The sequence below is a fragment of the Streptomyces sp. BR123 genome (genome assembly GCF_013401435.1).
GTDB lineage: Bacteria > Actinomycetota > Actinomycetes > Streptomycetales > Streptomycetaceae > Streptomyces.
This window is the reverse complement of record NZ_JACBGN010000003.1, coordinates 15,358-39,070: the sequence shown is the minus strand read 5'-3', so window position 1 is coordinate 39,070 and position 23,713 is coordinate 15,358. Positions and strand designations below refer to the sequence as shown.

The window sequence follows — 23,713 nt, the reverse complement described above, 5'->3', positions numbered from 1 at the left end:
ACCGCCCGACCGCGGCCCCGCCACCGCCCGCCGGGCCGTGCCTAGACTGGCCGTCGATCAACGATCACGAACCGGTACGAGGGTGGAGGAACCCGTCATGCGCTACCTGCCCCTGGGCAGTTCAGGACTCCGGGTGTCCGCAGTGGGCCTCGGCTGCAACAACTTCGGCGGCCGTCTCGACGCCGGCGCCACCCGGTCCGTCGTGGACGCCGCCCTCGACGCGGGCATCACCCTCCTCGACACCGCCGACATCTACGGCGGCCGCGGAGGCTCCGAGTCCCACCTCGGCCAGGCCCTCAAGGGCCGCCGCGACCAGGTCGTCCTCGCGACCAAGTTCGGCTACGACGGCGTGGACATGGGCTACGGCCCGGCCGCCGGTTCCCGCGGCGGCCGCGCCTACATCCGGCGCGCCGTCGAGGAGTCCCTGCGCCGCCTGGACACCGACCGCATCGACCTGTACCAGCTGCACAGCCCCGACCCCGCCGTCCCCGTCGCCGAAACCCTGGCCGCGCTCACCGAACTCGTCGCCGAGGGCAAGGTCCGCTACATCGGTCACTCCAACCTCAGCGGCTGGCAGCTCGCCGAAGCCGTCCACGTCGCACGCGAAACGGGCGCGGTGCCGTTCGTGTCGGCACAGAACGAATGGTCGCTGCTGCAGCGCTCGGCGGAGGCGGAACTCGTCCCGGCCGCCCGGCACTACGGCCTCGGCGTCCTCCCGTACTTCCCGCTCGCCAACGGCCTGCTCACCGGAAAGATCCGCCGGGGCGCGCCCGTCCCGGCAGGCTCCCGGCTGGAGGGCCGCGACGCCTACCTGACCGAGGCGCGCCTCGACACCGTCGAGGCGCTGGCCGCGATCGCCGACGAGCACGGCCGCAGCATCCTCGAACTGGCCATCGGCTGGCTGTCCGCCCAACCCGGCTGCGCCTCCGTCATCGCGGGCGCCACCTCCGCCGAGCAGGTTCGCGCCAACGCCGCCGTCGCCGACCGCCCCCTGGAGCCGGAACTCCTCGCCGAGATCGACGTCGTCGCGGGAACCGCCGGGCACGCGGTGTGAGACGCCGCCGGCCCGGGACCCCGGTACGGGTCCCGGGCCGGCCTGCTCCGGCTCCGACGGGGGCGGTTCAGGAGACGATGTCCTTGCGGGCGAAGCCGCGGAAGGCGAGCGCGACCAGGACGATCGCACAGGACACCGACACCGCCGTCCCCTTCACCATGCCCGCCCACTCCAGGTTCGGCTGGAGGGCGTCCGCCCAGGCGAACTGCCAGTGCGCGGGCAGGAACTCCCGCCAGGACCCCAGCGCCGTCACCGCGTCCAGCACGTTGCCGACGATCGTCAGGCCGACCGCCCCGCCCACCGCGCCCAGCGGCGCGTCCGTCCGCGTCGACAGCCAGAACGCCAGGCCGGCCGTGACCAGTTGGGACACGAAGACGTACGCCACCACGAGCGCGAGCCGCGGCAGCGCGTCCCCGGCCGCCAGGACGCCGCCCGCGGGCAGCTTCAGCGGCCCCCACCCGTACGCGGCCGTGCCCGCCGCCAGTGCCACCGCCGGCAGCAGCACGATCCCCGCCAGGCTGAAGCCCAGCGCCACCACCAGCTTGCTCCACAGCAGCCGTGCCCGGGGCACGGGCGAGGCCAGCAGGTAGCGCAGCGAGGACCAGTTCGCCTCCGAGGCCACCGTGTCCCCGCAGAACAGCGCCACCGGCACCACCAGCAGGAATCCGGCCGACACGAACAGGCAGGTGGCCGCGAAGTTCGCGCCCGAGGCCGTCGCGGTGTCGATGAACGTGATCCGGTTGTTCCGGCCGCCGCCGTCCCGCCCGCCGCCCACCGCGAACGCGATGATCATCACGAAGGGCAGTGCGGCCAGCACTCCGCCCATCACCAGCGTCCGGCGCCGACGCCACTGCCGCAGCGCCTCCACGCGCAGAGGCAGGGTACGGCCCGGCCGGTAGCCGGGGGCCCCTTCCACGGCGGCGGCCGCCGTGCCCTTCACACCGCTCGCGGCGCTCACGGCGTACCTCCGATCAGCGTCAGGAAAGCGTCCTCCAGGCGCCGGTGCGGGCCCACCCCGCTCACCGGCACCTCCAGCCGTACCAGTTCGGCGACCAGTTCCGCGGCCGTCGCACCGCCGAGCCGTACGAGCAGCCCCTCCTCGCAGGCCGCGGCGGACTCCACGCCCTCCAGGGCCGCCACCTTCGCGACGGTGACCTCGTCCACCGGCCCTTCGACCGCCACCAGCAGCGTGTCCCCGCCACCGGTGATCTCGCCGACCTCGCCGGCCCCCACCAGCCGCCCGCGGTCCATGACCACCAGGTGCGTACAGGACTGCTCGACCTCCGACAACAGGTGGCTGGAGACGATAACCGTGCGGCCTCCGGCGGCGTAACGGATCATCACGTCCCGCATCTCCCTGATCTGCGGCGGGTCCAGACCGTTCGTCGGCTCGTCGAGGATCAGCAGGTCCGGCAGCCCGAGCATGGCCTGCGCGATGGCGAGCCGCTGCCGCATGCCCTGGGAGTACGTGCGCACCGCGCGCTCCAGCGCGTCGCCGAGCCCGGCGATCTCCAGGGCCTCCGCCATGTGCGCGTCCTCGGGGGGCCGCCCGGTGGCCTGCCAGTACAGCTCCAGATTGGCCCGCCCCGACAGGTGCGGCAGGAATCCGGCACCCTCGACGAAGGCCCCGACCCGCGACAGCACCGGGGCTCCGGGACGCACCGGGTGCCCGAACACCCGGATCTCCCCGGCATCCGGCGTGATCAGCCCCATCAGCATCCGCAGGGTGGTGGTCTTGCCGGCGCCGTTGGGCCCGAGCAGGCCCAGCACCTGGCCCCGCTCCACCCGGAACGACAGGTCCCGCACCGCGTACCGGTCCTGTCCCTTCGCATACCGCTTCGTCAGGCCCCTGATGTCCAGCGGTACGTCGTCCCCCGGCCCGGGCGCGGGCAACGGCGCAGCGCCCCCCGGAGCACCCGGCTGCGGCGGGTCCTGCGGGTGCACGGGACCCGCTGCCCCGGTCCGGCCGGTCCGGCGGATTCCCAGCAGTGCGGCCGCCACCAGCACCGCGCCCAGCGGCAGGCCCCAGGTCCAGGCGGGCAGCCCCGCCGCGGCCGTCCGCACCCCGTCGGCCACGGGCACCGCCAGCGGGCCCTGCACCGCCACCGTGTACGAGGCCGGGGCCGTCGGGGACGCGTAGCCGAGGTCGGTGGCCGCCACGACGAGCCGCAGCCGGTGCCCGGCCTGCACGGCGTGGTCGACGGCGGGCAGCCGCAGCTCCACGGTCCGGCCCTGCCGCGCGTCCTCCACCCGCAGCGGGGCGACCAGCTGATGCGGCAGCACCTGCTGCCCCCCGTCCGGCCCGATGTCGTACACCTTGCCGAACAGGACCGCCGATCCGTCCGCCGCCGTCGACCGCACGGTCAGCGTGACGGCCGGCGTACCGGTGATCCGCACCTCCTCGGGCAGCGGTGCCGTGTCGAACCGGGCGTGCTGCCCGGGGAAGTCCAGGGACAGCCCGGCCCCGAAGGCGGCCAGCTGCCCACCGATCCCGGGGAGGGAGGACATCGCGGACGGCGTGCCGCCCGCCGGGTTGGCGAAGGTCTGCTCCCGGGCCCGGGCCCGGTCGTGGTTCTGGTCCCGGCCGCTGCCGCCGCCGTTTGTCAGGGCGAACTCGCGGCGGTTCCCGGTCAGCCCGGGGTAGCTCTCGCCGGTCGCGCCGCGCAGCCGTACCGCGCCGTCGGTGGAGTCGATGCCTCCGGAGCGCGAGACGCGGAATGCCGGGCCGGCGTCCGTGCCCGCCTCGCCCTTGAGGTGGCGGCCGAACCAGGCCGCCACGCGTGCCTCGACCCGGTCGGCCTCGCGCATCCCGCCGTCGTGCCCGCCGGCTGCCCAGTCGACGGCCACGGGCGCGCCGTTCGCGGCGATGGCCCGGGCCATGGCGTCGGCCTGGTCCAGCGGGAAGAGGGAGTCGTCCTGCCCCTGCACGATCAGCGCCGGCACCTTGATCCGGTCCGCTACCGCCGACGGGCTGCGCCGCTCCAGCAGCACGCGGGACTCGGCGTCGGGCGTCCCGGAGGCCGCGACCCGCTCGTACATGGCGCACAGCTCCGGGCGGAACCGCCCGCACGCCGTGGCAGGCGCCCCGCCCGCGGGGGCACCGGGCCCGGCGGCCGTCGCGGGGGCATCCGCGGGCGCCTCCGGGGGGCGGCCCGGCCGCATGCCGCCCGCCGAACCGGTGGTGAAGAACAGCCCCGCCCAGAGCTTCTTGAACACCCCCTGCGGGAAGAGGGAGTCCGCGAGGTTCCAGTACGTGACCTGTGGGGCGATCGCGTCCACCCGGCTGTCGTACCCGGCGGCGAGCAGCGCGACCGCCCCGCCGTACGAGGCCCCGGCGACGCCGACCCGCGGATCCCCGGCGGCGTCGAGCCGCACCTCGGGGCGCGTGGCCAGCCAGTCGAGGAGCCGGGAGACATCCCTCACCTCGTACTCGGGGTCGTTCAGCCCGATCTGCCCGCCCGAGCGGCCGAAGCCGCGCGCCGACCAGGTCAGCACCGCGTATCCGTCCCGGGCCAGCCGTTCCGCCTGCGCGCGGACGTCGTCCTTGCTGCCGCCGAAGCCGTGGGCCAGCAGTACCGCCGGGCGCCTCTGCGGGCCCGGGGTGCTGAAGTACGAGGTGTCGATCCCGGCGCCCGGCATGTCGAGCACCCGGTCCTCGCGGTGCACGGGCGCCTCCCCGCCGGATGCGGCGGCCGTCCAGGTCCCGGCGCCCGCGACGAGGGCGAGCGCGGCCGCACCTGCGAGGAGGCGGCTTCGGCGGTGCCGGGGGAGCGGGAGCTTCGGCTTCGGCAGTCGGAGCGTCATACCGGCACCCTAGACGGATCATCGGGCTGCGCTGAGCGCCTCCGGGTGGAGCCGGACACCTCCTTGGGGAGTACGCGGGCGCCTGACGGTGTACCGCATCCGCGGTACGTCGCGCGTTCCGGCCGGCGGTAGCCGCGCGCTCCGGCGCCGGGCACGCCCCGCTGTCCGCCTTTCCCCACCCCGAAACCGGGGCGTGCGAACCCGGCCGCCGCCCGGCCTCCCGGGGCTCCGCCCCGGGACCCCGCTCCTCAAACGCCGGAGGGGCCGGGTTCTCGCCCGAGGTTGCTTATCGGCTGCGTGGCCGGGTTTCGCCGGAGGGGCTGGGTTCCTGCGAGGGGGGCCGGATCGGCGGCGGAGGGGACGGGGCCTGTGGCGCCGGGTCGAACTGCGCCGTGGCTCGGGTGGCGGGAGGATGGCGGCATGCTGCTCGCCGAGGTCGCGCGCGTGTCCCGGGCGGTCGGCGAAACCTCCGCCCGGTCCCGCAAGACCGCCCTGCTCGCGGAGCTGTTCGCGGCCGTGCCCGCGGACGAGGCCGCCCTGGTCATCTCGTACCTCGCCGGCCGGCTCCCGCAGGGCCGTCCCGGCCTGGGCTGGCGTACCCTCGGCCGGCCCGTCGCACCCGCGGACCGGCCCACCCTGGGGGTCGCCGAGGTCGACCGGGCGGTGACCGAGTTCGCCGCCCTGGCCGGACCCGGCTCCCAGGCCGCGCGGAACCGCATCGTCGACGCCCTGTTCGCCGCCGCCACCGAGCCCGAGCAGCGGTTCCTGCGCAGCCTGCTGTCCGGCGAGGTACGCCAGGGCGCCCTGGACGCCGTGGCCCTGGAGGGCGTGGCCGCGGCCGCCGGGGTGCCGGCAGCCGAGCTGCGCCGGGCCGTGATGCTCGACGGCTCCCTGCCCCGGGTGGGAGCCGCCGTCCTCGCCGGGGGCAGAGCCGTGCTGCGCGAGATCACCCTCCGCGTCGGGCAGCCCGTCCAGCCGATGCTGGCGAACACCGCCGGGTCGGTGGCCGAGGCCCTGGCCGCGCTGGGGCCCTGCGCGCTGGAGGAGAAGCTCGACGGGATCCGGGTACAGGTGCACCGCGACGGGGACGCCGTCCACGTCTACACCCGCTCCCTCGACGAGATCACCGACCGCCTGCCGGAGGTGGTGCAGGCGGCGCGGCGGTTCGCGGGGGAGCGGTTCATCCTGGACGGCGAGGTCATCGGCCAGGGCCCGGACGGCCGCCCCGTGCCGTTCCAGGACATCGCGAGCCGGGTCGGGTCCCGGATCGACGTCGAGACCGCCCGCCGGGTGCTGCCCGTCGCCCCGTACTTCTTCGACGTGCTCGCCGTCGGCGCCGACGTCCTCCTCGACCTGCCCGTCCGCGAGCGCTACGCCGTCCTCGCCGCGCTCGTGCCGGAGGGATCCCGGGTCCGCCGGCTCGCCGTCGAGGACCCGGCGGCGCAGGCGGACGAGGCCGAGGAGTTCTGGGCCGAGACGCTGCGCCGCGGCCACGAGGGCGTCATGGCCAAGGCCCTCGGCTCCGCTTACGCGGCAGGCCGGCGCGGCAGGCACTGGCTCAAGGTCAAGCCCGTGCACACCCTGGACCTCGTCGTGCTCGCCGCCGAATGGGGCCACGGCCGGCGTACGGGGACCCTGTCGAACCTGCACCTCGGTGCCCGGGCCGGCGGCGGCTCCTACGCCATGCTCGGCAAGACCTTCAAGGGGCTGACCGACGAGATGCTGCGCTGGCAGACCGGCCGGCTGCGGGAACTGGCCGTGGAGGACGACGGGCACACCGTGCGGGTCCGGCCGGAGCTGGTCGTCGAGATCGCCTACGACGGCCTGCAGCGCTCCCCCCGTTATCCGGCCGGGGTGGCGCTGCGCTTCGCGCGGGTGCTGCGGCACCGGCCGGACAAGCGCGCGGACGAGGCGGACACGGTGGAGACGGTGCTCGGCAGGTCCGGACGGAGGCCCCTGGAGTCCTGATCGGCGGGCAGAGAGGCCGGACTTTGCCTCAGAGGCAAGACGGATTGCCAGGCAGGCAAGGCTCTGGCTCAATCGGGGCATGACACCTGGTCCCGCCGGCCCGGCCGGCCCCGAAGGAACCGACCCCGGCGTCGAAGCCGCCGAGCTGCCCGCGGTGGCCCCGCAGCTGCGCGAGCTGCGCCGCCGCGCCGGACTCACCCTCGAGGCCGCCGCTGCACGGGCCCGTCTCTCGCCCGCCCACCTCTCCCGCCTGGAGACGGGGCGGCGCCAGCCCTCGCTGCCGCTGTTGCTCGGGCTCGCCCGCACCTACGGTACGACGGTCTCGGAGCTGCTCGGCGAGACGCCCGCCGCGGCCGATCCCATCGTACGCGCGGGCGGTCCGGGCGCCCGCGAGGCCGACGGCTGGACGTACTGGCAGGCAGGCGGCCCCGGCCGCGGCATGCAGGCGCTGCGCGTGCACGTCCCGTACGGCGACCGCAGCCAGGGCGATCTGGTCCGCGTCCATCCCGGCGAGGAGTGGCTGTACGTCCTCAAGGGGCGGCTGCGGCTGCACCTGGGCGAGGCCGAGTACCTGCTGGAGCCGGGCGACAGCGCCCATTTCGACTCGCTCACGCCGCACCGGATCGCCGCGGCCTCCCGCGCGGGGGCCGACCTGCTGTTCGTCCACACGCTGCTGCAGAGCAGCCTCTCCGGCCTGTGCCTCGGAGGCACGGGCACAGGCACCGGCCCCGGCCGCCCGCCTTCCCACCACTGAAAGCCAAGGAGCACCACCCATGCGCATGCAGATGAAGTTCCCGCGCGGACTGCTGATCCGGCTGATCGCCTACCTGTTCGTCGGCCACCTCTTCGCCTTCTTCGTCTACCTCCTGTTCCTCCTCGGCGGCGAGAACCAGTAGCGGCGGCCCGCGGGGATTTCTGTGCGCGGCTCTGGGAACCTCGGGATCCTCTCGCTACCCTCCGCGCATGATTCCCACGGTTGTCTGGGGCACCGGCAACGTAGGCCGTCTGGCCATCCGTGCCGTGGAAGCCCACCCGGCGCTGGAACTGGCCGCCGTGATCGTCCACCGTCCCGACAAGGTCGGCCGTGACGCGGGCCGCCTCGGCGGCCTCGGCCACGACACCGGGGTCACGGCCACCGACGACGCCGAGGCGGTCCTCGCGACCCGGCCGCGGGCCGTCGTCTACGCGGCCACGGGCGACATCCGCCCCGACGGCGCGCTCGCCGACATCACCCGGGCGATCCGGGCCGGGGCGGTCGTCGTCAGCCCCGCCCTCTACCCCCTGTACGACCACCGCAGCGCTCCGCCGGAGTTCCGAGATCCGGTGGTGGCCGCCGTCGCAGAGGGCGGCGGCTCGCTGTTCGCCTCCGGCGTCGACCCCGGCTGGGGCAACGACGTGCTCCCGCTCCTGGTCAGCGGACTGGGCACGGCCATCGACGCCATCCGCTGCCAGGAGATCTTCGACTACTCCACCTACGACCAGCCGGACTCCGTACGCGACCTGGTCGGCATGGGCCGGCCCATGGACTTCGAGCCGATGATGCTCATGCCGTCCGTCCCGACCATGGTGTGGGGCGGGCAGATACGCATGATGGCCCGCGCCCTCGGCGTCGAACTCGACGGGATCCGCGAGACGGTGGACCGCCGCGCCCTCGACACCACCGTCACCACCCGCACCATGGGCGTCTTCGACGCCGGCACGCAGGGCGCGATCCGCTTCGAGGTCCAGGGCATCGTCGACGGCGAACCCCGCCTCGTCATCGAACACGTCACCCGCATCCACCCCTCCTGCGCCCCCGACTGGCCGATGCCGCCCGACGGCGGCGACGGCGCCCACCGCGTGGTCATCGAGGGCAGCCCCCGCATCGAGGTCACCGTGGAGGCCACCGACGAGGGCGAGAACCGCTCGGCCGGCGGCAACGCCACCGCCGTCGGCCGCCTGGTCGGCGCCATCGACTGGCTGGTGGAGGCCGAACCCGGCCTCTACGACGCCCTGGACGTTCCGCTGCGCCCCGCCGCCGGCAGACTCGGAAGGAAAGGTCCATGACCGCCATGAGGATCGACGTCCCCGAAGGCCGGCACCCGATCGAGTACGTGTGGGGCGACATGGTCCCCGGGATCGGGCCGGCCGCCGCGAACTTCTCGCTGGCGGTGTACGCCCACACCACCCTGGGGCTGCGCGAGTTCGAGGCCGCGCGGCTGCGCGTCGCGCAGATCAACGGGTGTTCCTTCTGCCTGGACTGGAGGACCGAGCGCGACGGGGAGAAGGTCGAGGAGGAGTTCGCCGGCGCGGTCACCGAGTGGCGCACCACGGACCGCTTCGACGAGCGGACCCGGCTCGCCGCCGAATACGCCGAGCGGTACACCCTCGACCACCACCACCTCGACGACGCGTTCTGGGAGCGGATGACCGCGCACTACAGCCAGCAGGAGATCGTGGAGCTGACCATGAGCATCGGGTCCTGGCTGGCCTTCGGCCGGCTCAACCGCGTCCTCGGCCTCGACGCCGTGTGCGTCCTGCCGGGGCACTGACGGGCGGGGGCCGCGGCCGGGGGGCTCCCGGTTTCGCGTCCCCGTGGTTCGAGCCCACGGAGTTCGAGGCTCCGGGGCCGGCCGGCGCGTCGGGCGGCCCCGGTCTTGTCCGCGCAGCCGGGCTGCGCCTAGAGGTCGGCGGCGATGATCTTCTCGATGTTGCGTTCGGCGAGGGCCGTGATGGTGACGAACGGGTTCACGCTGGTGTTGCCGGGGATCAGCGCGCCGTCGATCACGTAGAGGCCGGGGTGGCCGTGCAGGCGCCCGTGGTTGTCGGTGGCCTTGTCCAGGACGGCGCCGCCGAGCGGGTGGTAGGTGAGGTGGTCGCCCCAGACCTTGTTCAGGCCGAACAGGTCGCTGCGGTAGATCGTCCCCTCCCGTGCGTTGATGCGGTCGAAGATGGTCCGGGCCATGTCGATGGACGGCTGCTTCCAGGCGGTCTGCCAGTTCAGCTCGACCCGGCCCGCGGCCGCGTTGTACGTGAACTCGGCGCGGTGCGGGTTGCGGGTGATCGACAGGTAGAAGGAGGCGTACGTCTCGATGCCGGTCGGCAGCGGTGCGATCTCGGCGAAGGCGCCGCCGGCGTCCCAGTTGTCGATGCCGCCGCAGGGGATGGAGGCCTGGACCTTGCCGGTGGGGTCCCACAGGTGGTTGGCGCGGCCGCACATGACGTTGCCGTTGTCGCCCCAGCCCTTGCCGATCTCGCCGTTCAGGCCGGGGAGGGCGCCGGTGGCCTTCAGCCTGACGAGCAGTTTGCTGGTGCCGACGCTGCCGGCCGCGAAGAAGACCCGGTCGGCCGTCACGGACTTGGTGGCGGTGGTGGTGCCCGTGGTGTCGATCTGTTCGATGGCGACGGTGTAGCCGCCGCCGGGGGCCGGGGTCACCGAAGTGACCTTGTGGAGGGGCGAGACGGTGACCCGCCCGGTGGCCCGGGCGCGCGCCAGATAGGTCTGCTGGAGGGACTTCTTGCCGTGGTTGTTGCCGTAGAGGATTTCGCCGGCCACCGCAGACTTCGGGACGCTGCCGGCGGCCTCCTGCTTCATGTAGTCCCAGTCGTAGACGTCGGGGACGAAGAGGAAGGGGAATCCGGAGCGCTGGGCGTGCTTGCGGCCGACGCGGGCGAACCGGTAGCAGTCCACCGTGTCGAACCAGGCCGGGTCGACCAGGCCGACGCCGAGGCCGGCATTGGCGCGCGGGTAGTAGGTGGCGTACATCTCGGCAGGGTCGACCGACGGCAGGATGGCGGGGAAGTTCGCCCGCCTGGGGGTGACGGCCATGCCGCCGTTGACCAGTGAGCCGCCGCCGACGCCGCGGCCCTGGTACACGGTGATGCCGCCCATCTCCTCGGCGTCGAGGATCCCGGTGTAGCGGGGTACGTCCTTGTCGAGGGGGAAGCCGAGGAAGTTGCTCAGGGGCTGCTTCGTGCGGGTCCGCAGCCAGTACGCGCGGTAGTCCGGGCTGGTGGTGTTGCAGAACACCTTGCCGTCGGGTCCGGGGGTGTCCCAGGCCATGCCCATCTCGACCATGTGGACGTCGACGCCGGCCTCGGCGAGCCGCAGGGCGGCGACGGAGCCCCCGTAGCCGGTGCCGATGACCAAGGCCGGCACGCGGGCCCCGGACTCGATCGGCCCGGCTGCCGGGGCCGGTGCGGCGGCCCGGTCGCGGGCGTGGGCCGGGTGGTTCTGCCCGGCGAGGGCGACGGCCCCGAGAAGGGAACCTGTTCCCGCCATGAATCCGCGCCGCGAGATGCCCTTGGAGTCGTTTCCGTGCAGGGTCCTGTCACTCATGTGACGTTCCTCACTCTCTACGGAATGGGAACGAGTTCTACTGCTGCACGGTTGCGAAGTCACGACCCGTGAACGGGAAACTTCCGGCCGCTCGCGCCGTGCGGGGCGGCGGCTCCCCGCACCGCACCCACCCCGGCGCGAGCAGGGAGGCGACCGCGGGGGAGGCGCGCCGGGTGGAGACGGGTTCCAGCCTCCGAAGCGCTGAGCAGGCCGGGGCCGCGGGGGCGGGCACCCTGCCGAGGGGGCGCAGCCGGCGCTCCACCGCGAGCGGGAGGGCGCCGAGTGGCGAAGGGGCGGCCCGCCAGGGCGAGGGGCGTCCACGGAACATTCACGCGGTGCGCACGGGTGTGTCCCCGGATCCCGGCCGAAAGCCCGGTCACACGCGTGGCGGGGTCTGCGCCGGCGGCTCCAGCGGGGGAGCGGTCAGCGCGCAGTGGGTGCGGCACTGCGGATGGCACGCCCCGGGCCGGGGTGTGCGTACGGTCGCCCAGGCCAGGGCGGCGCCGACGGCCAGCGCCCCCGCACACCACACCATGGCCCGCCCGAAGGCGCTGTCGAACAGGGACGCCGAGAGGTAGGCGTCCGGTCCCATCCCGGCCAGCAGCGGCAGTGCCGCCACGGCCAGCAGCCCCGCGACCCGCGCCGCGGCGTTGTTGATGCCGCTGGCGAGGCCCGCCCGGCCCGGGTCCACCGAGGCCAGCACGGCCTCCGTCAGCGGTGCCACCAGCGTCACCATGCCCATGCCCAGCACGACCATCCCCGGCAGCACGTCCCGCACGTACGAGGCATCGGGCCCCACCCGCAGCATCAGCAGCAGCCCGGCCGCGCACAGCAGCGGCCCCACGGTCAGCGGGATCCGCGGCCCGATCCGCTCCCCGAGCGCTCCCGCCCGGGAGGACAGCAGCAGCATGAGCGCGGTCGTGGGCAGCAGCGCGGCCCCGGCGGCCAGGGCCGAGTACCCGGAGACCACCTGGAGCTGGAGCACGACCAGGAAGAAGAACCCGCCGAAGGCCGCGTACACGCACAGCGTGACCAGATTGACCGCGGTGAACTGCCGGGCCGCGAAGATGCCCGGCGGCATCATCGGTTCGGCCCGCCGCCGCTCGACCCAGACGAACGCGACCGCCAGCAGGACGCCGACGACCGCCGACGCGACCACCGCGGGCGAACCGGAGCGCGCCTCGATCAGCGCGTACGTGACCAGGCCGAGGGCCACCGCGCCCAGCGCCGCGCCGAGCACGTCGAACCGCCCGCGCGCCGCCGGATCCCGCGATTCGGGAACGTGCCGCAGGGCCACCGGCACGCACACCGCGGCCACCGGCACGTTCAGCAGGAACACCCAGCGCCAGCCGGGCCCGTCCACCAGCCAGCCGCCGAGGAACGGCCCCACCGCCGCGCCCACGCCGCCGAACCCCGACCACAGGCCGACGGCCCGGGCACGGTCCGCGGACGCGATCGAGCCCTGGATCAGGGCCAGCGACCCGGGGGTGAGCAGCGCCCCGCCCACGCCCTGCAGGGCGCGGGCCGCGATCAGGACCCCTTCGTCGGGGGCGATGCCGCACAGCAGGGAGGCGGCGGCGAACCACACCACGCCGAGCACGAAGATCCGGCGCCGCCCGAACCGGTCGCCGAGCGCCCCGCCGACCAGGATCAGCCCGGCCAGGGTCAGCAGGTAGGCGTTCACGATCCACTGGAGGACGGCCAGGTCCGCGCCGAAGTCCCGGCCGATGCTGGGCAGGGCGACGTTCACCACGGTGGAGTCGAGCAGGGCCATCGTCGAGCCGAGCACCGTGACCAGCACGATCCACCGGCCCCGGGCGGTGCCGAGCGCCACGCCGGGCCCGTCCCTGCCGGCCGGCACGGCACCGGGTGCGGCCCCGGAGGCGGCACCGGGCGTCGCGCCGGAGGGCGCGCCGGTGCCGGCGTCGGGCCCGCGCGGCCCGCCCTCCGGCGCCGGCTCGCGAGGAGCTGGACCGGTCATGCCTTCAGCCTCGCTCCCGCGCCGCGGAAGGGCCACCCGTACGTACGGGCCGCAGGCCCGGACCGTACGCGCGGACCGGAGGCCCCGGCCGGGCCGTCAGCGGCTTCGGCTCGTTAGGCACTCTTGTAGTGAGCATGACGCCTCCTTCACCATTGCCGCGCACGTCACGCACGTCCTATCCGCACGACCTGCACACGGCGTACGAGGAGACACACGTGGCCCAACGCGACACCCGACGATCCCGTCGGTCCCGGCACCCCTTACGCGCGGCGCTCGCCGCCCTCACCGCAGCCCTGCTCCTGCCCCTCGGCGCGGGCGCCGCCGCCGCCGCTCCGGAACCCGGCCCCGGCCCGGGTGCGGCCGAGCGCAAGATCGAGCCCAAGCTCCGCGCCCAGCTCGGCGACTCAGGCAAGGCCGCCTTCTGGGTCTACCTCGACAGCGCCGCCGACCTGAGCGCCGCGCAGCGGCAGACCACCCGCGCGGCCAAGGCGGAAACGGTCCTCAAGACCAAGCGCGAGCACGCCGCGCGCAGCCAGGCCGGGCTCCTCAAGGCCCTGGACGGCGCCCAGGCCGAGTACACCCCGTACTGGATCGTCAACGCGGTCCGCGTCGTCGGCACCGAGAAGCTCGCCGGCACCCTGGCCCGGCGCGCCGAGGTCTCCCGCATCGACGCCGACGACAAGGTCACCCTCCCGGCGCCCGCCGACGGCACGCGCGAGAGGACGGCGGCCGACGCCGTCGAGTGGAACATCGACCGGATCAAGGCCCCCCAGGTGTGGGACCGGTTCGGCGTGCGCGGCGAGGGCATCGTCGTCGCCAACATCGACAGCGGCGTGGACCACACGCACCCGGCCGTGCACGACCGGTACCGCGGCCGGAACGCCGACGGCACCCACGACCACAACCACAACTGGTTCGACCCCGCCGGCGTCTGCCCCACGGCCGCCCCCTGCGACAACAACGACCACGGCACCCACACCATGGGCACCATGGTCGGCGACGACGGCACCAACCGGATCGGCGTGGCCCCCGGGGCCCGCTGGATCGCCGCGAAGGGCTGCGAGACCAATTCCTGCTCCGAGGCCTCCCTCCTCGCCGCCGGCCAGTGGATCATCGCCCCGACCGACCTCAACGGACAGAACCCGCGCCCCGACCTCGCCCCGCACATCGTCAACAACTCCTGGGGCAGTGCCGCGCACGACGACTGGTACCGCCAGATCGTCGACGCCTGGCGGGCCGCCGGCATCTTCCCGGCCTTCTCCAACGGCAACGCCGGCCCCAACTGCTCCACGAGCGGTTCCCCCGGCGACTACGCCGCCTCCTACAGCTCCGGGGCCTTCGACATCAACGGCACCATCGCCCCGTTCTCCTCGCGCGGCGCCGGCCCCGGCGGCATCGTCAAGCCGAACATCGCCGCGCCCGGCGTGAACGTGCGCTCCTCGGTCCCCGGTGGCGGCTTCGAGGCCTTCTCCGGCACCTCCATGGCCTCCCCGCACACCGCGGCCACCGTCGCCCTGCTCTGGTCCGCAGCCCCCGCCCTCGAGGGCGACATCGCGCAGACCGAGGCCCTGCTCGGCGCCACCGCCCAGGACACGGAGAACAACCAGTGCGGCGGCACCGCGGCCCACAACAACGTCTTCGGCGAGGGCAAGCTCGACGCGCTCGCCGCCGTCACCAACGCCCCGCGCGGCGCGACCGGCGCCCTGAGCGGCACCGTCCGCTCCGGCGGCACCCCGCTCGCGGGCGTCCAGGTCACCGCCACCGGTCCGATCGCCCGTACGGCGACCACCGCCGCCGACGGTACCTACACCTTCCGCTCCCTGTCGGTGGGCTCGTACGCCCTGACGGCCGCCAAGTTCGGCTACGGGCAGGAGACCGCCACCGCGACGGTCACCGAGAACACCACCGCCACCGGCGACTTCACCCTCACCCAGGCCCCCTCCGGCAAGGTCACGGGAACGGTCACCGCGCCCGGCGGGCCCGCCGCGGGGGCCGCCGTCACCGTCGCCGGCACCCCCGTGACCGCGACCGCCGACGACCAGGGCCGCTTCGAGGTCATCCTGCCGCACGGCACGTACGAGATCCGGGCCTCCCACGCCTCCCGCTGCGTCAGCGGCGGCAGTGCGCAGGCGGTCGTCGCGGGCGACACCACCGTCGCCGTCGCCCTGCCCGAGCGCACCGACGGCTACGGCTACGCCTGCTCCACCCCGGGCGGCCGCCCCCACCAGGCCGGCACCCGGCAGCTCGCGCTGACCGGCGACAACACGACCGAGCGCGTCGACCTGCCCTTCCCGCTCCCGTTGTACGGGAAGACGTACGGGCAGGCCTGGATCGGCACGAACGGCACGGTCAGCTTCGGCGGCGCCCACACCGGCGACATCAACGGCGACCTCCCGAGCACGGCCACGCCCAACGCGGCGCTCTACCCCTTCTGGGACGACCTCGTCGTCGGCCCGGCCGGCAGCGGCTCGGGCGTCTTCACCGCCGTCACCGGCACCGCACCGCACCGGCAGTACGTGATCGAGTGGCGGGACGTGGCCCACTGGTCCGCCCAGGCCGACAAGTTCTCGTTCTCCGCGGCGGTCGGCGAGGACGGCAGCGTCACCTACACCTACAAGGGCACCGGCGGCTCCGGCATCAAGGGCGGCTCCAGCGCCACGGTCGGCGTGGAGAACGCGACCGGCACCGACGCCTTCACGTACTCCTTCAACACGCCCGTCATCGGCGACGGCACGACCGTCTCCTTCCGCACCACCAAGTCCGGTGTCGTCGCGGGCCGGGTGCTCGACGCCAACGACGGCGGCGGAGTCGCCGGCGCGACCGTCACCGTCGGCACCGGCAGCGACGCCGTCACCGCGACCACCGCGGCCGACGGCGGCTACGCCCTCCAGGCCCGCGCCGGCCGGAGCAGCGTCACGATCCTGGCCGAGAACTACCGGGGGCTCACCGAGGCGGTGTCCGTCGAGGCGGGCGGCGTCACCACGGTCGCGCCGTCCCTGGCCACGGGCCGGGTCGCCGCCTCCCAGCCGTCGGTGGAGGTCGTCCTCACCGCCGACCGGAAGCGCACCCGCACCCTCGGCCTCACCAACACGGGCACCATCGACACGGCCTTCACCGTGGCCGAGGACGCTCCCTGGCTGACGGCCGCCGCCGACACGGCGAGCCTGCCGGTCGGAGGCAAGGCCACCGTCACGCTGAACGTCGACACCACCGGCCTGGCGGCCGGCTCGGTCCTCACCACCGACCTGCGGATCGGCTCGGTCAGCGGCCGCAGCCCGGTGCTCACCGTCCCGGTGAAGGTGGTCGTCCCGCGCTACCAGGTCGCCCTGGACGCCGGCTCCGACCGCGCGGTCACGGACACCCTGGGCGACAGCTGGTCCCCGGACCGCAGGTACACCCCCGGCTCGTACGGCCACCAGGGCAGCGGCTCGGTGCGCTCCACCGGCCGGAGCATCGCCGGGACGGACGAGCAGCAGCTGTTCCGCAGCGCCCGCGAGGGCATGTACGAGTACCGCTTCGACAACGTCCCGAACGGCACGTACACGGTGGAACTCGGCTTCGCGGAGCTGTCGTCCACCAGGCCGAACAAGCGGGTCTTCGACGTCCTCGCCGAGGGCACGCAGGTCCTGCCGTCCCTGGACATCGCCCTGGAGGCGGGCAGCTACAAGGCCCTGACCCGCACCTACACGGTCACGGTCACGGACGGGGTCCTCAACCTCCGCTTCGTCACCCACACCGGCTTCGGCAAGCCGCTGCTGAACACGCTGAAGGTGACGGACCGGCCCGACAAGAACCAGCCGGGCAGCCGGCCGGCCAGGTAGGCCGAGCCGGTCGGACAGTCCGGGCAGTCCGGACAGTCCGGGCAGTCCGGGCAACGGAGCAGGGCTCCTCCGGCTGACCGGGGGCGGGGCGCCGCGGGCGTCCCGCCCCCTTCCGATGCCGCGGTGCATTCGGGTGGCGGGCGGCGGGCCCTGCCGCGGCCTGCCCGGGCGGGCGGCCCGGCGTCGCTAGCGTGGGGCACCATGACGCTCCAGAGCGACGACCGAACGGGCTGCAAGGACGCGGCGGACCGGATCCGGCGGGTACTGGAGGCCGCCGACCCGGAAGCCGGCTGGGCGGTCGGCGGACCGGACGGGATCCTGGCCCGCTCGGACGGCCCCGGCACGGGCCCCGGGGCCGGCCCCGGGCACGACGGGAACGGGTACGAAGCCCCCTGCCACGACGCCGGCGCCCTCACCGGTGTCCTCGCCCTGTGGCCCGTGATCGGCAGCCTCGTCGCCGAAGGGGCCCTGCACCTGCACACCCCGCTGACCGCCTACGGAGCCGGGGCCGCCGCCCGTACCCCCGCCGGCACCACCACCCACCACCTCCTCACCCACGGGGGCGGCCGCTCCGCCCACACCGCGGCAGCCGCACTCACCCGCCTCGCCGAACACCTCGGCGGCAGCCCGCTCCCCGAACTCGCCGCCGTCCGCATCTGGCAGCCCCTCGGCATGGCCGGCACCCGCTGCGCCGACGGCACCCTGTACGCCTCCCTGCCCGACCTCGCCCGCTTCCTCGGCCACCTGCTGTCCCCGGCGGACCACCCCGTCCCGCGCGCCTGGACCGCCGAGTCCCTGCGCATCCGGACCGGCGAACTCACCCCTCCCCGCGGCCTCCTGTGGCGCCCCGCCGCGCACGGCACCTGGACCCACGGCGACACCGCCGCCGTCTGGGTCCACCCCCGCCGCCGGCGCTGGGCGGTCCTCTTCCCTGCCGACCCCCACGGACCCCTGCGCAGGCCCTTCCGCGACGCGGTGTTCGCGTCCCCGCCCGGCCCCTGAGCCCCGGCCCGCCGTCGTCACACCGGCGCCGCAGCCCCGTCGCCCGTACGGCTCCGCCCCGCGGCCGCAGGGTCCCCCGCCGCCACGGCCGGGGCGCGCCCGTACGGACGCGCCCGCCCGGACCCCCACCCGCCGTGCTCGGAGCGCGGGCCCTCCAAGATCGACGTACGGTGAGCTCGATGTCACCGACCGCTGGTTCCCGGCTGTGCGGAGGTACCGGATGCGCATGCTCCACTACGCCGCCCCAGGCGGGGCGACCCGGGCGGCCGTCACGCGGGGCAGACGCGGGCCGACGGAACGCGCCGGGCGCGCCGAGTCCGTGCGGTTCGCCGCCACCCGGGCGATCCCCTTCCTCGTCCGCAGCGTCCCCGGCGCCCGCCCGGCGTTCTCCGCGGAGACCCTGCGGGAGCTGCGAGCCCGCCACGGCGGGGCGCCCGTCCCCGTGCGCGGCCTGTCGGGCACCGTGCTCGTCCTGCTGGACCCCCGCGAACTGCGCCAGTTCTACGCCGAACAGGCCGCCGAACCGGTCGGCGCGGCGGGTGCGCCGGCCGGGGCGGGACGCGCCGCCGCCGAGCCCGTGCTGTGCTCCGGCGGGGCGCTGCACAGCGTGATCGCCGAGGAGGCCCGGCAACTGGCCGCGGCCACCACCCTCGAACTGGTCCGCGTCCGCCAGGCCGTGGCCCGCGCCGCCCGGCGGATCGTGTCCGCCGAGCGGGGCGCCGTACCCGTACCCGCCCCCTTCGGCGGGCCGGGAGACCGCGGATGCGCCGGCCTGCTCGGCCTGCTGCGCCGCCGCGGCCGGGCCGAGCACGCAGCCCCCGCCGCGGGGCACGCCCCGGCCGGGCCCACCCCGTACGCCGATCCCGCCGACCCCCTCCAACCCTGGCTGCGGGCCATGGACACCGTCCCCGCGACCGTCCTGCGCACCCTGCTGCTGCTCGGCGCCCATCCTGCCGAGCAGGAGGCGGCGGCCGCGGAGGCCGCCGGGTGCGCCGCGCCGGAGGGCCTCGCCCGGCTGGACGCCTGTGTCCGGGAGTCGCTGCGGCTGTACCCGGCGGTGCCCGACCTGGTCCGCGTCACCCGGACCGAGACCGAGTGGCGCGGGGTGCGGTATCCGGCCGGCACCCGCGTGCTGCTGCCCGTCCACTTCCTCCAGCGCGATCCCGCACACGTGCCCGCCGCGCACGTCTTCGTCCCGGGCCGCTGGAAAACGCCCGGTGCGGCCGAGGACATCCGGATGTCCCCCTTCGGCCACGGCCCCGGCAGCTGCCCGGGCAGCCGGCTGGGACTGCTGGTGACCGCCGGGCTGTGCGCCGAGGTGCTGCGCCGCTGCCGGATCACGGGCACCCGGCCGGTGCTGGACCCGCCGGGTCCGCTGCCCGCGGTCCTGGACCCGCGCGCCATCCGGCTGACCCTCACCCGCCGCTGACGCACCGTCGCCGACGGCGCACCCGCCTCTGTCCTTCCCCTCACATCCCGCGAGGATCTCCATGTCCGACGCCGCGACCTCCTCCGTGTCCACCGACCCGGACGCCGATCTGCTGGGCTCCGTGTCCCGCGAACTCGCCGAGGCCGCCGACGCCGTCGCGGAGGCCGCCCGCTACGCCTCCGCACTGGCCCTCGGCCCCCGATTCCCGGCAGCCGACCCCGGCCGCACCACCGACCCTCCCGCCGACCGGAGCCGCGGCGGCCGCAGCCGGCTCGCCCGCCGCGCCCTGCTGCGCACCCTCACCGATCCGGCGGGCCTGGGCTGGGCCCCGCGCGGCAGGGGCGTCGCACGGGCCGGCTGGCTCGCCGGGATCCTCACCGGCCGCGAGAGCCTGGCCGTGAGCCTCGCCGTGTGCGGGCTCAAGGCCCGGATCCGGGCGGCCGGCATCGACCGCCCCGAGCTGATGGCCGACCCCGACGGGGCGGCGCTGCTGCGGGCCGTGGACGAGGACCGGCAGGCCGCGGCCGCCCGCGTGTTCCGCCGGGCGGTGCGGGAGCAGGGCCCCGAGCACGCCTTCACCGTGCTGGCCCCGGCCTTCGCCGATGTGTTCGCCTGGCGTGCCCTGACCGACGCGAATCCGTTCAACGACCACGCCGGGTGGCAGGTGGCGACCGGCCGGGCTGCCACCGCCGAGCCGCTCCTCGGCCTGGGCGCCGCCGTCCGGGCCTTCCTGCACCGCGACGGCGCCCACGGCCGCACCCAGGGCCGCCGTGCCCCGGGCCGCGGAGCCGGGCGGAAGGCGGGCCGGGACCCCGGGACCGCCCCCGCACCACCGCCGTCCGCCGGGCACCGCGGCTGTGTCCACACCATGGGGCTCCTCGGCGCCGGCGGCCTCCTGCTCGTCCAGCCCTGGCGCGCCCGGTGAAGGCGGCCCCGCGGCTGCGGCCGTCCCGGCCGGACCCGGTGGAGGGACTGCGCGCCCACTGCGCGGCCCTGCGCGCCCACGCCGACCGGCTGGCCGCGGCCGCCGGTGAACTGGAGCGGCAGAACAGCCCGCACGCCGCCGCCTTCCGGGCCGAGGTCGCGGCGCTGGCCGAGCGCTGTGCGACCGCGGCGAGCGGCCTCGCTCTCGCGGTGGCCCGGCTCCAGGGCCGGTGAGGGACCGAGCCCGCCGGGCGACCCCGGCGCCGGGGCGGCTCCGGTCCCCGCCGCGCCCCGACCGCCCGGCAGGGTCAGGGGCCGTGCGGGGAGGGCAGCGCGGCCAGGGCCGCGAGGGCCCGCTCGGTGATCTCCTCGGGAGTCCCGGCCACATCCACGGCGACGCCGGACTCGTCCGCCTGGAGCGGCTCCAGCGTGGCGAACTGCGAGTCCAGCAGGGCGGCGGGCATGAAGTGCCCCGTCCGCGCCGCCATCCGCCGCCCGATCAGCGCGCGTTCGCCGGTGAGGTGGACGAACACCGCGTCGGGCGCGCCGGCGCGCAGCCGGTCGCGGTAGGCCCGCTTGAGCGCCGAGCACGACACGACGGCGCCCCGGTCGGCCGGCAGTCGGCGGAGCCGGTCCGCGATCGCGTCCAGCCAGGGCCGGCGGTCCTCGTCGTCCAGCGGGATGCCGGCCGACATCTTGGCGACGTTGGCCGGAGGGTGGAGGTCGTCGCCTTCCGTGTACGGGGCGCCGAGGGCGTCCGCGAGCAGCCGGCCCACGGTCGTCTTGCCCGTCCCGGTCACTCCCATGACGACCACCTTCACGCGCCGGCTGCCGCCGTCATGGCCTGCCACCGCCCGCCACCTCCCCATCCCGATCAAGCCCATGCGTTCCGGACGCCACCGGACTCGTCTCCCGGCGTGGCACGCACGCGCCGCCGACCGACCGGAACGAGCCCTTCAGCGGCCCGTTCTCCGGTGGGGCGGCCCCTGCTGCCCGGCCGCTCACCGGCCGGGGGCCGCCGTGCGCGGGGTGGTCTGCTGCACCGCCCAGCGGTTGCCGTCCGGGTCCGAAAAACGGACGAACGAACCCCAGGGCAGGTCCTCGATCTCGCTCACTTCCACCCCCCGCCCCTGCAGGTCCGCGTACGCCTCCTCGATGTCCGCCACGACGACCTGCATGTTGTCCAGCGATCCGGGGGCCATCCGGGTGAGCCCCTTGCCCAGGGCGATCGAGCAGGCCGACCCGGGCGGGGTCAGCTGCACGAAGCGGATCTCCTCGCTGACGGTGACGTCGTGGTCGGCACGGAAGCCGACCTGCTCGTAGAAGGCCTTGGCCCGGTCGACGTCGGTGACGGGGACGGCGACCAGCTCCAGCTTGATGTCCATCTGCTGCTCCACGTTGCCTGTTCGGTGCGGTACCTGTCCGCATCATGCCGCCGTCGGCCGACGCCCGCCGTCAGGCACGCGCCTCAGGCCTCGGCCGGCGCCGTCCCGGCGGCGGCCGAGGCTCCGGCCGGGGCGAACTGGGTCCGGTACAACTCCTCGTACCGCCCGCCCGCGGCCAACAGCCCGGTGTGCGTGCCGCGCTCCACGATCCGGCCGTCCTCGACCACCAGGATCTGGTCGGCCGCCTGCACGGTCGACAGCCGGTGCGCGATCACCACCGCGGTGCGGCCCGCCAGGGCCTCGCCCAGTGCCTCCTGCACCGCCGCCTCGGAGGTGGAGTCCAGGTGCGCGGTGGCCTCGTCCAGGATCACCACCCGCTGCCGGGCCAGCAGCAGCCGTGCGATGGTCAGCCGCTGCCGCTCCCCGCCGGACAGGCGGTAGCCGCGCTCGCCGACCACCGTGTCCAGGCCGTCCGGGAGCGCGGCGACCAGCCCGTCCAGCCGCGAGCGGCGCAGCGCCTCCCACAAATCCTCCTCGGTCGCCTCGGGCCGTGCCAGCAGCAGGTTGGCCCGTACCGACTCGTGGAAGAGGTGCCCGTCCTGGGTGACCATGCCGAGGGTCTCGCGGATCGACTCGGCGCTGAGGTCCCGTACGTCGACCCCGCCGAGGCGCACCGCGCCCGCGTCCGCGTCGTACAGGCGGGGCAGCAGTTGCGCGATGGTGGACTTCCCGGCGCCGGAGGAGCCGACCAGGGCGATCATCCGGCCGGGCTCGGCCCGGAACGACACCTCGTGCAGGACCCGGCCGCCGCCGCGGGCGTCGAGGGTCGCGACCTCCTCCAGGGAGGCGAGTGAGACCTTGTCGGGGGAGGGGTAGCCGAAGGAGACGCGGTCGAACTCGACGGAGACCGGCCCGTCCGGGACCCGCCGGGCGTCGGGCTTCTGCGCGATGAGCGGCTTCAGGTCGAGGATCTCGAAGACGCGTTCGAAGCTCACGAGGGCGCTCATCACTTCCACGCGGGCGCCGGCCAGCGCGGTCAGCGGGGCGTACAGCCGGGTGAGCAGCAGGGCCAGGGCGACGACGCTCCCCGCGTCCAGGGTGCCGCGCAGCGCATAGTAGCCGCCGAGCCCGTAGACCAGGGCGAGGGCGAGGGCCGAGACCAGGGTGAGCGCGGTGATGAACGCCGACTGCGCCATCGCCGTGCGGATGCCGATGTCGCGCACCCGGCCCGCCCGGACCGCGAACTCGGCGGACTCGTCGGCCGGCCGCCCGAACAGCTTGACCAGGGTGGCGCCGGGCGCGGAGAAGCGCTCGGTCATCTGGGTGCCCATGGCGGCGTTGAGGGCGGACGCCTCCCGCTGCAGCGCGGCCATCCGCGCCCCCATCCGGCGGGCCGGGACCACGAACACCGGCAGGAGCAGCAGGGCGAGGAGGGTGATCTGCCAGGAGATGCCCAGCATGACGGCCAGCGTCAGCAGCAGGGTCACGGTGTTGGCGGCCACCCCGGACAGGGTGTTGCTGAACGCTCGCTGGGCTCCGATGACGTCGTTGTTGAGCCTGCTGACCAGGGCGCCGGTCCGGGTCCGGGTGAAGAAGGCGACCGGCATCCGCTGCACGTGGTCGAAGACCGCCGTCCGCAGGTCCAGGATCAGGCCCTCGCCGAGGGTGGCCGACAGTTTGCGGGTCAGCAGCCCGAGTCCGGCCTCCGCGACCGCGATGAGCGCGATGAGCAGGGCCAACCGGACGACGGTGGAGGACTCCCGGCCGTCGACGATCGCGGTGACGACCCGGCTGGCGAGGACGGGGGTGGCGACCGCGAGCAGCGCGGTCACGACGCTCAGGAGGAGGAACAGGGTCAGCCCGCGGCGGTGCGGGCGGGCGAACGCGGCGATGCGGCGCAGGCTCGCCCGGGAGACGGGGCGGCGGTCCTGCTGGGCGTCGATCGCGCTGCGCAGGGAGGTCCAGGCGGTGACTTCCATGTCCATGAGGGGAACGCTAGAACCTCGACCAATCTTGAGGTCAAGGGG

General features: G+C 75.1%; 18 protein-coding genes. 11 read left to right on the top strand and 7 right to left on the bottom strand.

From position 1 onward, the window contains the following. Positions 1 to 97 precede the first annotated feature (97 nt). A complete protein-coding gene (locus HYE82_RS00735; RefSeq protein ID WP_179171904.1) occupies positions 98 to 1,054 on the top strand; it encodes an aldo/keto reductase in 957 nt (318 codons plus the stop codon). A 67-nt stretch (positions 1,055 to 1,121) separates the two neighbouring features. On the opposite strand, the gene HYE82_RS00730 is transcribed toward HYE82_RS00735, so the two are convergent. Both HYE82_RS00730 and HYE82_RS00725 read right to left on the bottom strand, forming a co-directional pair. Beyond that, positions 1,122 to 2,012, bottom strand: coding sequence for an ABC transporter permease subunit (locus tag HYE82_RS00730; RefSeq protein ID WP_309144154.1), 891 nt, complete (start codon positions 2,010 to 2,012; stop codon positions 1,122 to 1,124). After that, on the bottom strand, positions 2,009 to 4,858 hold the full coding sequence (locus HYE82_RS00725; RefSeq protein ID WP_179171903.1) for an alpha/beta fold hydrolase: 2,850 nt from the start codon (positions 4,856 to 4,858) through the stop codon (positions 2,009 to 2,011). Before HYE82_RS00725 ends, HYE82_RS00730 begins: the two co-directional genes overlap by 4 nt. 420 nt (positions 4,859 to 5,278) lie before the next feature. Between HYE82_RS00725 and HYE82_RS00720 the strand changes: the two genes are divergently transcribed. The 5 genes from HYE82_RS00720 to HYE82_RS00700 all read left to right on the top strand — a co-directional run bounded on the left by HYE82_RS00720 (position 5,279) and on the right by HYE82_RS00700 (position 9,357). Next, complete coding sequence (locus HYE82_RS00720; protein ID WP_179171902.1) at positions 5,279 to 6,826, top strand: ATP-dependent DNA ligase; 1,548 nt, start codon at positions 5,279 to 5,281, stop codon at positions 6,824 to 6,826. Positions 6,827 to 6,905: 79 nt separating this feature from the next. Continuing rightward, the gene (locus HYE82_RS00715; protein ID WP_256986799.1) at positions 6,906 to 7,580 is read left to right on the top strand and encodes a helix-turn-helix domain-containing protein; all 675 of its coding nucleotides are present in this window, start codon (positions 6,906 to 6,908) and stop codon (positions 7,578 to 7,580) included. Between the two features lie 19 nt (positions 7,581 to 7,599). Continuing rightward, positions 7,600 to 7,722 carry a DUF6126 family protein gene (locus HYE82_RS00710; protein WP_179171901.1) on the top strand — a complete coding sequence of 41 codons (123 nt, stop codon included), beginning with the start codon at positions 7,600 to 7,602 and terminating at the stop codon, positions 7,720 to 7,722. 67 nt (positions 7,723 to 7,789) lie between these two features. Further along, positions 7,790 to 8,872: a dihydrodipicolinate reductase gene (locus tag HYE82_RS00705; RefSeq protein ID WP_179171900.1), complete on the top strand. Its 1,083-nt coding sequence runs from the start codon at positions 7,790 to 7,792 to the stop codon at positions 8,870 to 8,872. A gap of 5 nt (positions 8,873 to 8,877) precedes the next feature. Continuing rightward, entirely contained in the window at positions 8,878 to 9,357 is a 480-nt protein-coding gene (locus HYE82_RS00700) for a carboxymuconolactone decarboxylase family protein (RefSeq protein ID WP_179171940.1), read from the top strand. A gap of 128 nt (positions 9,358 to 9,485) precedes the next feature. Here HYE82_RS00700 and HYE82_RS00695 read toward each other — a convergent pair whose 3' ends face one another. Next, entirely contained in the window at positions 9,486 to 11,144 is a 1,659-nt protein-coding gene (locus HYE82_RS00695) for a GMC oxidoreductase (RefSeq protein WP_179171899.1), read from the bottom strand. A 376-nt stretch (positions 11,145 to 11,520) separates the two neighbouring features. Next, complete coding sequence (locus HYE82_RS00690; protein WP_179171898.1) at positions 11,521 to 13,125, bottom strand: MFS transporter; 1,605 nt, start codon at positions 13,123 to 13,125, stop codon at positions 11,521 to 11,523. Between the two features lie 215 nt (positions 13,126 to 13,340). On the opposite strand from HYE82_RS00690, the gene HYE82_RS00685 reads away from it, so the two are divergent. The 5 genes from HYE82_RS00685 to HYE82_RS00665 all read left to right on the top strand — a co-directional run bounded on the left by HYE82_RS00685 (position 13,341) and on the right by HYE82_RS00665 (position 20,535). After that, positions 13,341 to 16,946, top strand: a complete 3,606-nt coding sequence (locus tag HYE82_RS00685; protein ID WP_309144153.1) for a S8 family serine peptidase — start codon at positions 13,341 to 13,343, stop codon at positions 16,944 to 16,946. 201 nt (positions 16,947 to 17,147) lie between these two features. Further along, on the top strand, positions 17,148 to 17,948 hold the full coding sequence (locus HYE82_RS00680) for a hypothetical protein (RefSeq protein WP_179171896.1): 801 nt from the start codon (positions 17,148 to 17,150) through the stop codon (positions 17,946 to 17,948). A gap of 226 nt (positions 17,949 to 18,174) precedes the next feature. Continuing rightward, complete coding sequence (locus HYE82_RS00675) at positions 18,175 to 19,377, top strand: cytochrome P450 (protein WP_179171895.1); 1,203 nt, start codon at positions 18,175 to 18,177, stop codon at positions 19,375 to 19,377. A gap of 61 nt (positions 19,378 to 19,438) precedes the next feature. Beyond that, positions 19,439 to 20,302: a hypothetical protein gene (locus tag HYE82_RS00670; RefSeq protein ID WP_179171894.1), complete on the top strand. Its 864-nt coding sequence runs from the start codon at positions 19,439 to 19,441 to the stop codon at positions 20,300 to 20,302. After that, positions 20,299 to 20,535 carry a hypothetical protein gene (locus tag HYE82_RS00665; protein WP_179171893.1) on the top strand — a complete coding sequence of 79 codons (237 nt, stop codon included), beginning with the start codon at positions 20,299 to 20,301 and terminating at the stop codon, positions 20,533 to 20,535. The genes HYE82_RS00670 and HYE82_RS00665 overlap by 4 nt, the downstream gene beginning before the upstream one ends. 74 nt (positions 20,536 to 20,609) lie before the next feature. On the opposite strand, the gene HYE82_RS00660 is transcribed toward HYE82_RS00665, so the two are convergent. From HYE82_RS00660 to HYE82_RS00650, 3 genes are all read right to left on the bottom strand, one after another. Further along, on the bottom strand, positions 20,610 to 21,107 hold the full coding sequence (locus HYE82_RS00660) for a gluconokinase (protein WP_256986803.1): 498 nt from the start codon (positions 21,105 to 21,107) through the stop codon (positions 20,610 to 20,612). Positions 21,108 to 21,302: 195 nt separating this feature from the next. Then, a complete protein-coding gene (locus HYE82_RS00655) occupies positions 21,303 to 21,686 on the bottom strand; it encodes a VOC family protein (protein WP_179171892.1) in 384 nt (127 codons plus the stop codon). Between the two features lie 83 nt (positions 21,687 to 21,769). Beyond that, a complete protein-coding gene (locus tag HYE82_RS00650) occupies positions 21,770 to 23,671 on the bottom strand; it encodes an ABC transporter ATP-binding protein (protein WP_179171891.1) in 1,902 nt (633 codons plus the stop codon). Positions 23,672 to 23,713: the final 42 nt, after the last annotated feature.

Bases quoted from the DNA above. Each gene is read 5' to 3' on its own strand.
- HYE82_RS00735 (WP_179171904.1), top strand. From the start codon at position 98: ATGCGCTACCTGCCCCTGGGCAGTTCAGGACTCCGGGTGTCCGCAGTG.
- HYE82_RS00725 (WP_179171903.1), bottom strand. From the start codon at position 4,858: ATGACGCTCCGACTGCCGAAGCCGAAGCTCCCGCTCCCCCGGCACCGC.
- HYE82_RS00720 (WP_179171902.1), top strand. From the start codon at position 5,279: ATGCTGCTCGCCGAGGTCGCGCGCGTGTCCCGGGCGGTCGGCGAAACC.
- HYE82_RS00715 (WP_256986799.1), top strand. From the start codon at position 6,906: ATGACACCTGGTCCCGCCGGCCCGGCCGGCCCCGAAGGAACCGACCCC.
- HYE82_RS00710 (WP_179171901.1), top strand. From the start codon at position 7,600: ATGCGCATGCAGATGAAGTTCCCGCGCGGACTGCTGATCCGGCTGATC.
- HYE82_RS00705 (WP_179171900.1), top strand. From the start codon at position 7,790: ATGATTCCCACGGTTGTCTGGGGCACCGGCAACGTAGGCCGTCTGGCC.
- HYE82_RS00700 (WP_179171940.1), top strand. From the start codon at position 8,878: ATGAGGATCGACGTCCCCGAAGGCCGGCACCCGATCGAGTACGTGTGG.
- HYE82_RS00695 (WP_179171899.1), bottom strand. From the start codon at position 11,144: ATGAGTGACAGGACCCTGCACGGAAACGACTCCAAGGGCATCTCGCGG.
- HYE82_RS00690 (WP_179171898.1), bottom strand. From the start codon at position 13,125: ATGACCGGTCCAGCTCCTCGCGAGCCGGCGCCGGAGGGCGGGCCGCGC.
- HYE82_RS00680 (WP_179171896.1), top strand. From the start codon at position 17,148: ATGACGCTCCAGAGCGACGACCGAACGGGCTGCAAGGACGCGGCGGAC.
- HYE82_RS00675 (WP_179171895.1), top strand. From the start codon at position 18,175: ATGCTCCACTACGCCGCCCCAGGCGGGGCGACCCGGGCGGCCGTCACG.
- HYE82_RS00670 (WP_179171894.1), top strand. From the start codon at position 19,439: ATGTCCGACGCCGCGACCTCCTCCGTGTCCACCGACCCGGACGCCGAT.
- HYE82_RS00660 (WP_256986803.1), bottom strand. From the start codon at position 21,107: ATGGGAGTGACCGGGACGGGCAAGACGACCGTGGGCCGGCTGCTCGCG.
- HYE82_RS00655 (WP_179171892.1), bottom strand. From the start codon at position 21,686: ATGGACATCAAGCTGGAGCTGGTCGCCGTCCCCGTCACCGACGTCGAC.
- HYE82_RS00650 (WP_179171891.1), bottom strand. From the start codon at position 23,671: ATGGACATGGAAGTCACCGCCTGGACCTCCCTGCGCAGCGCGATCGAC.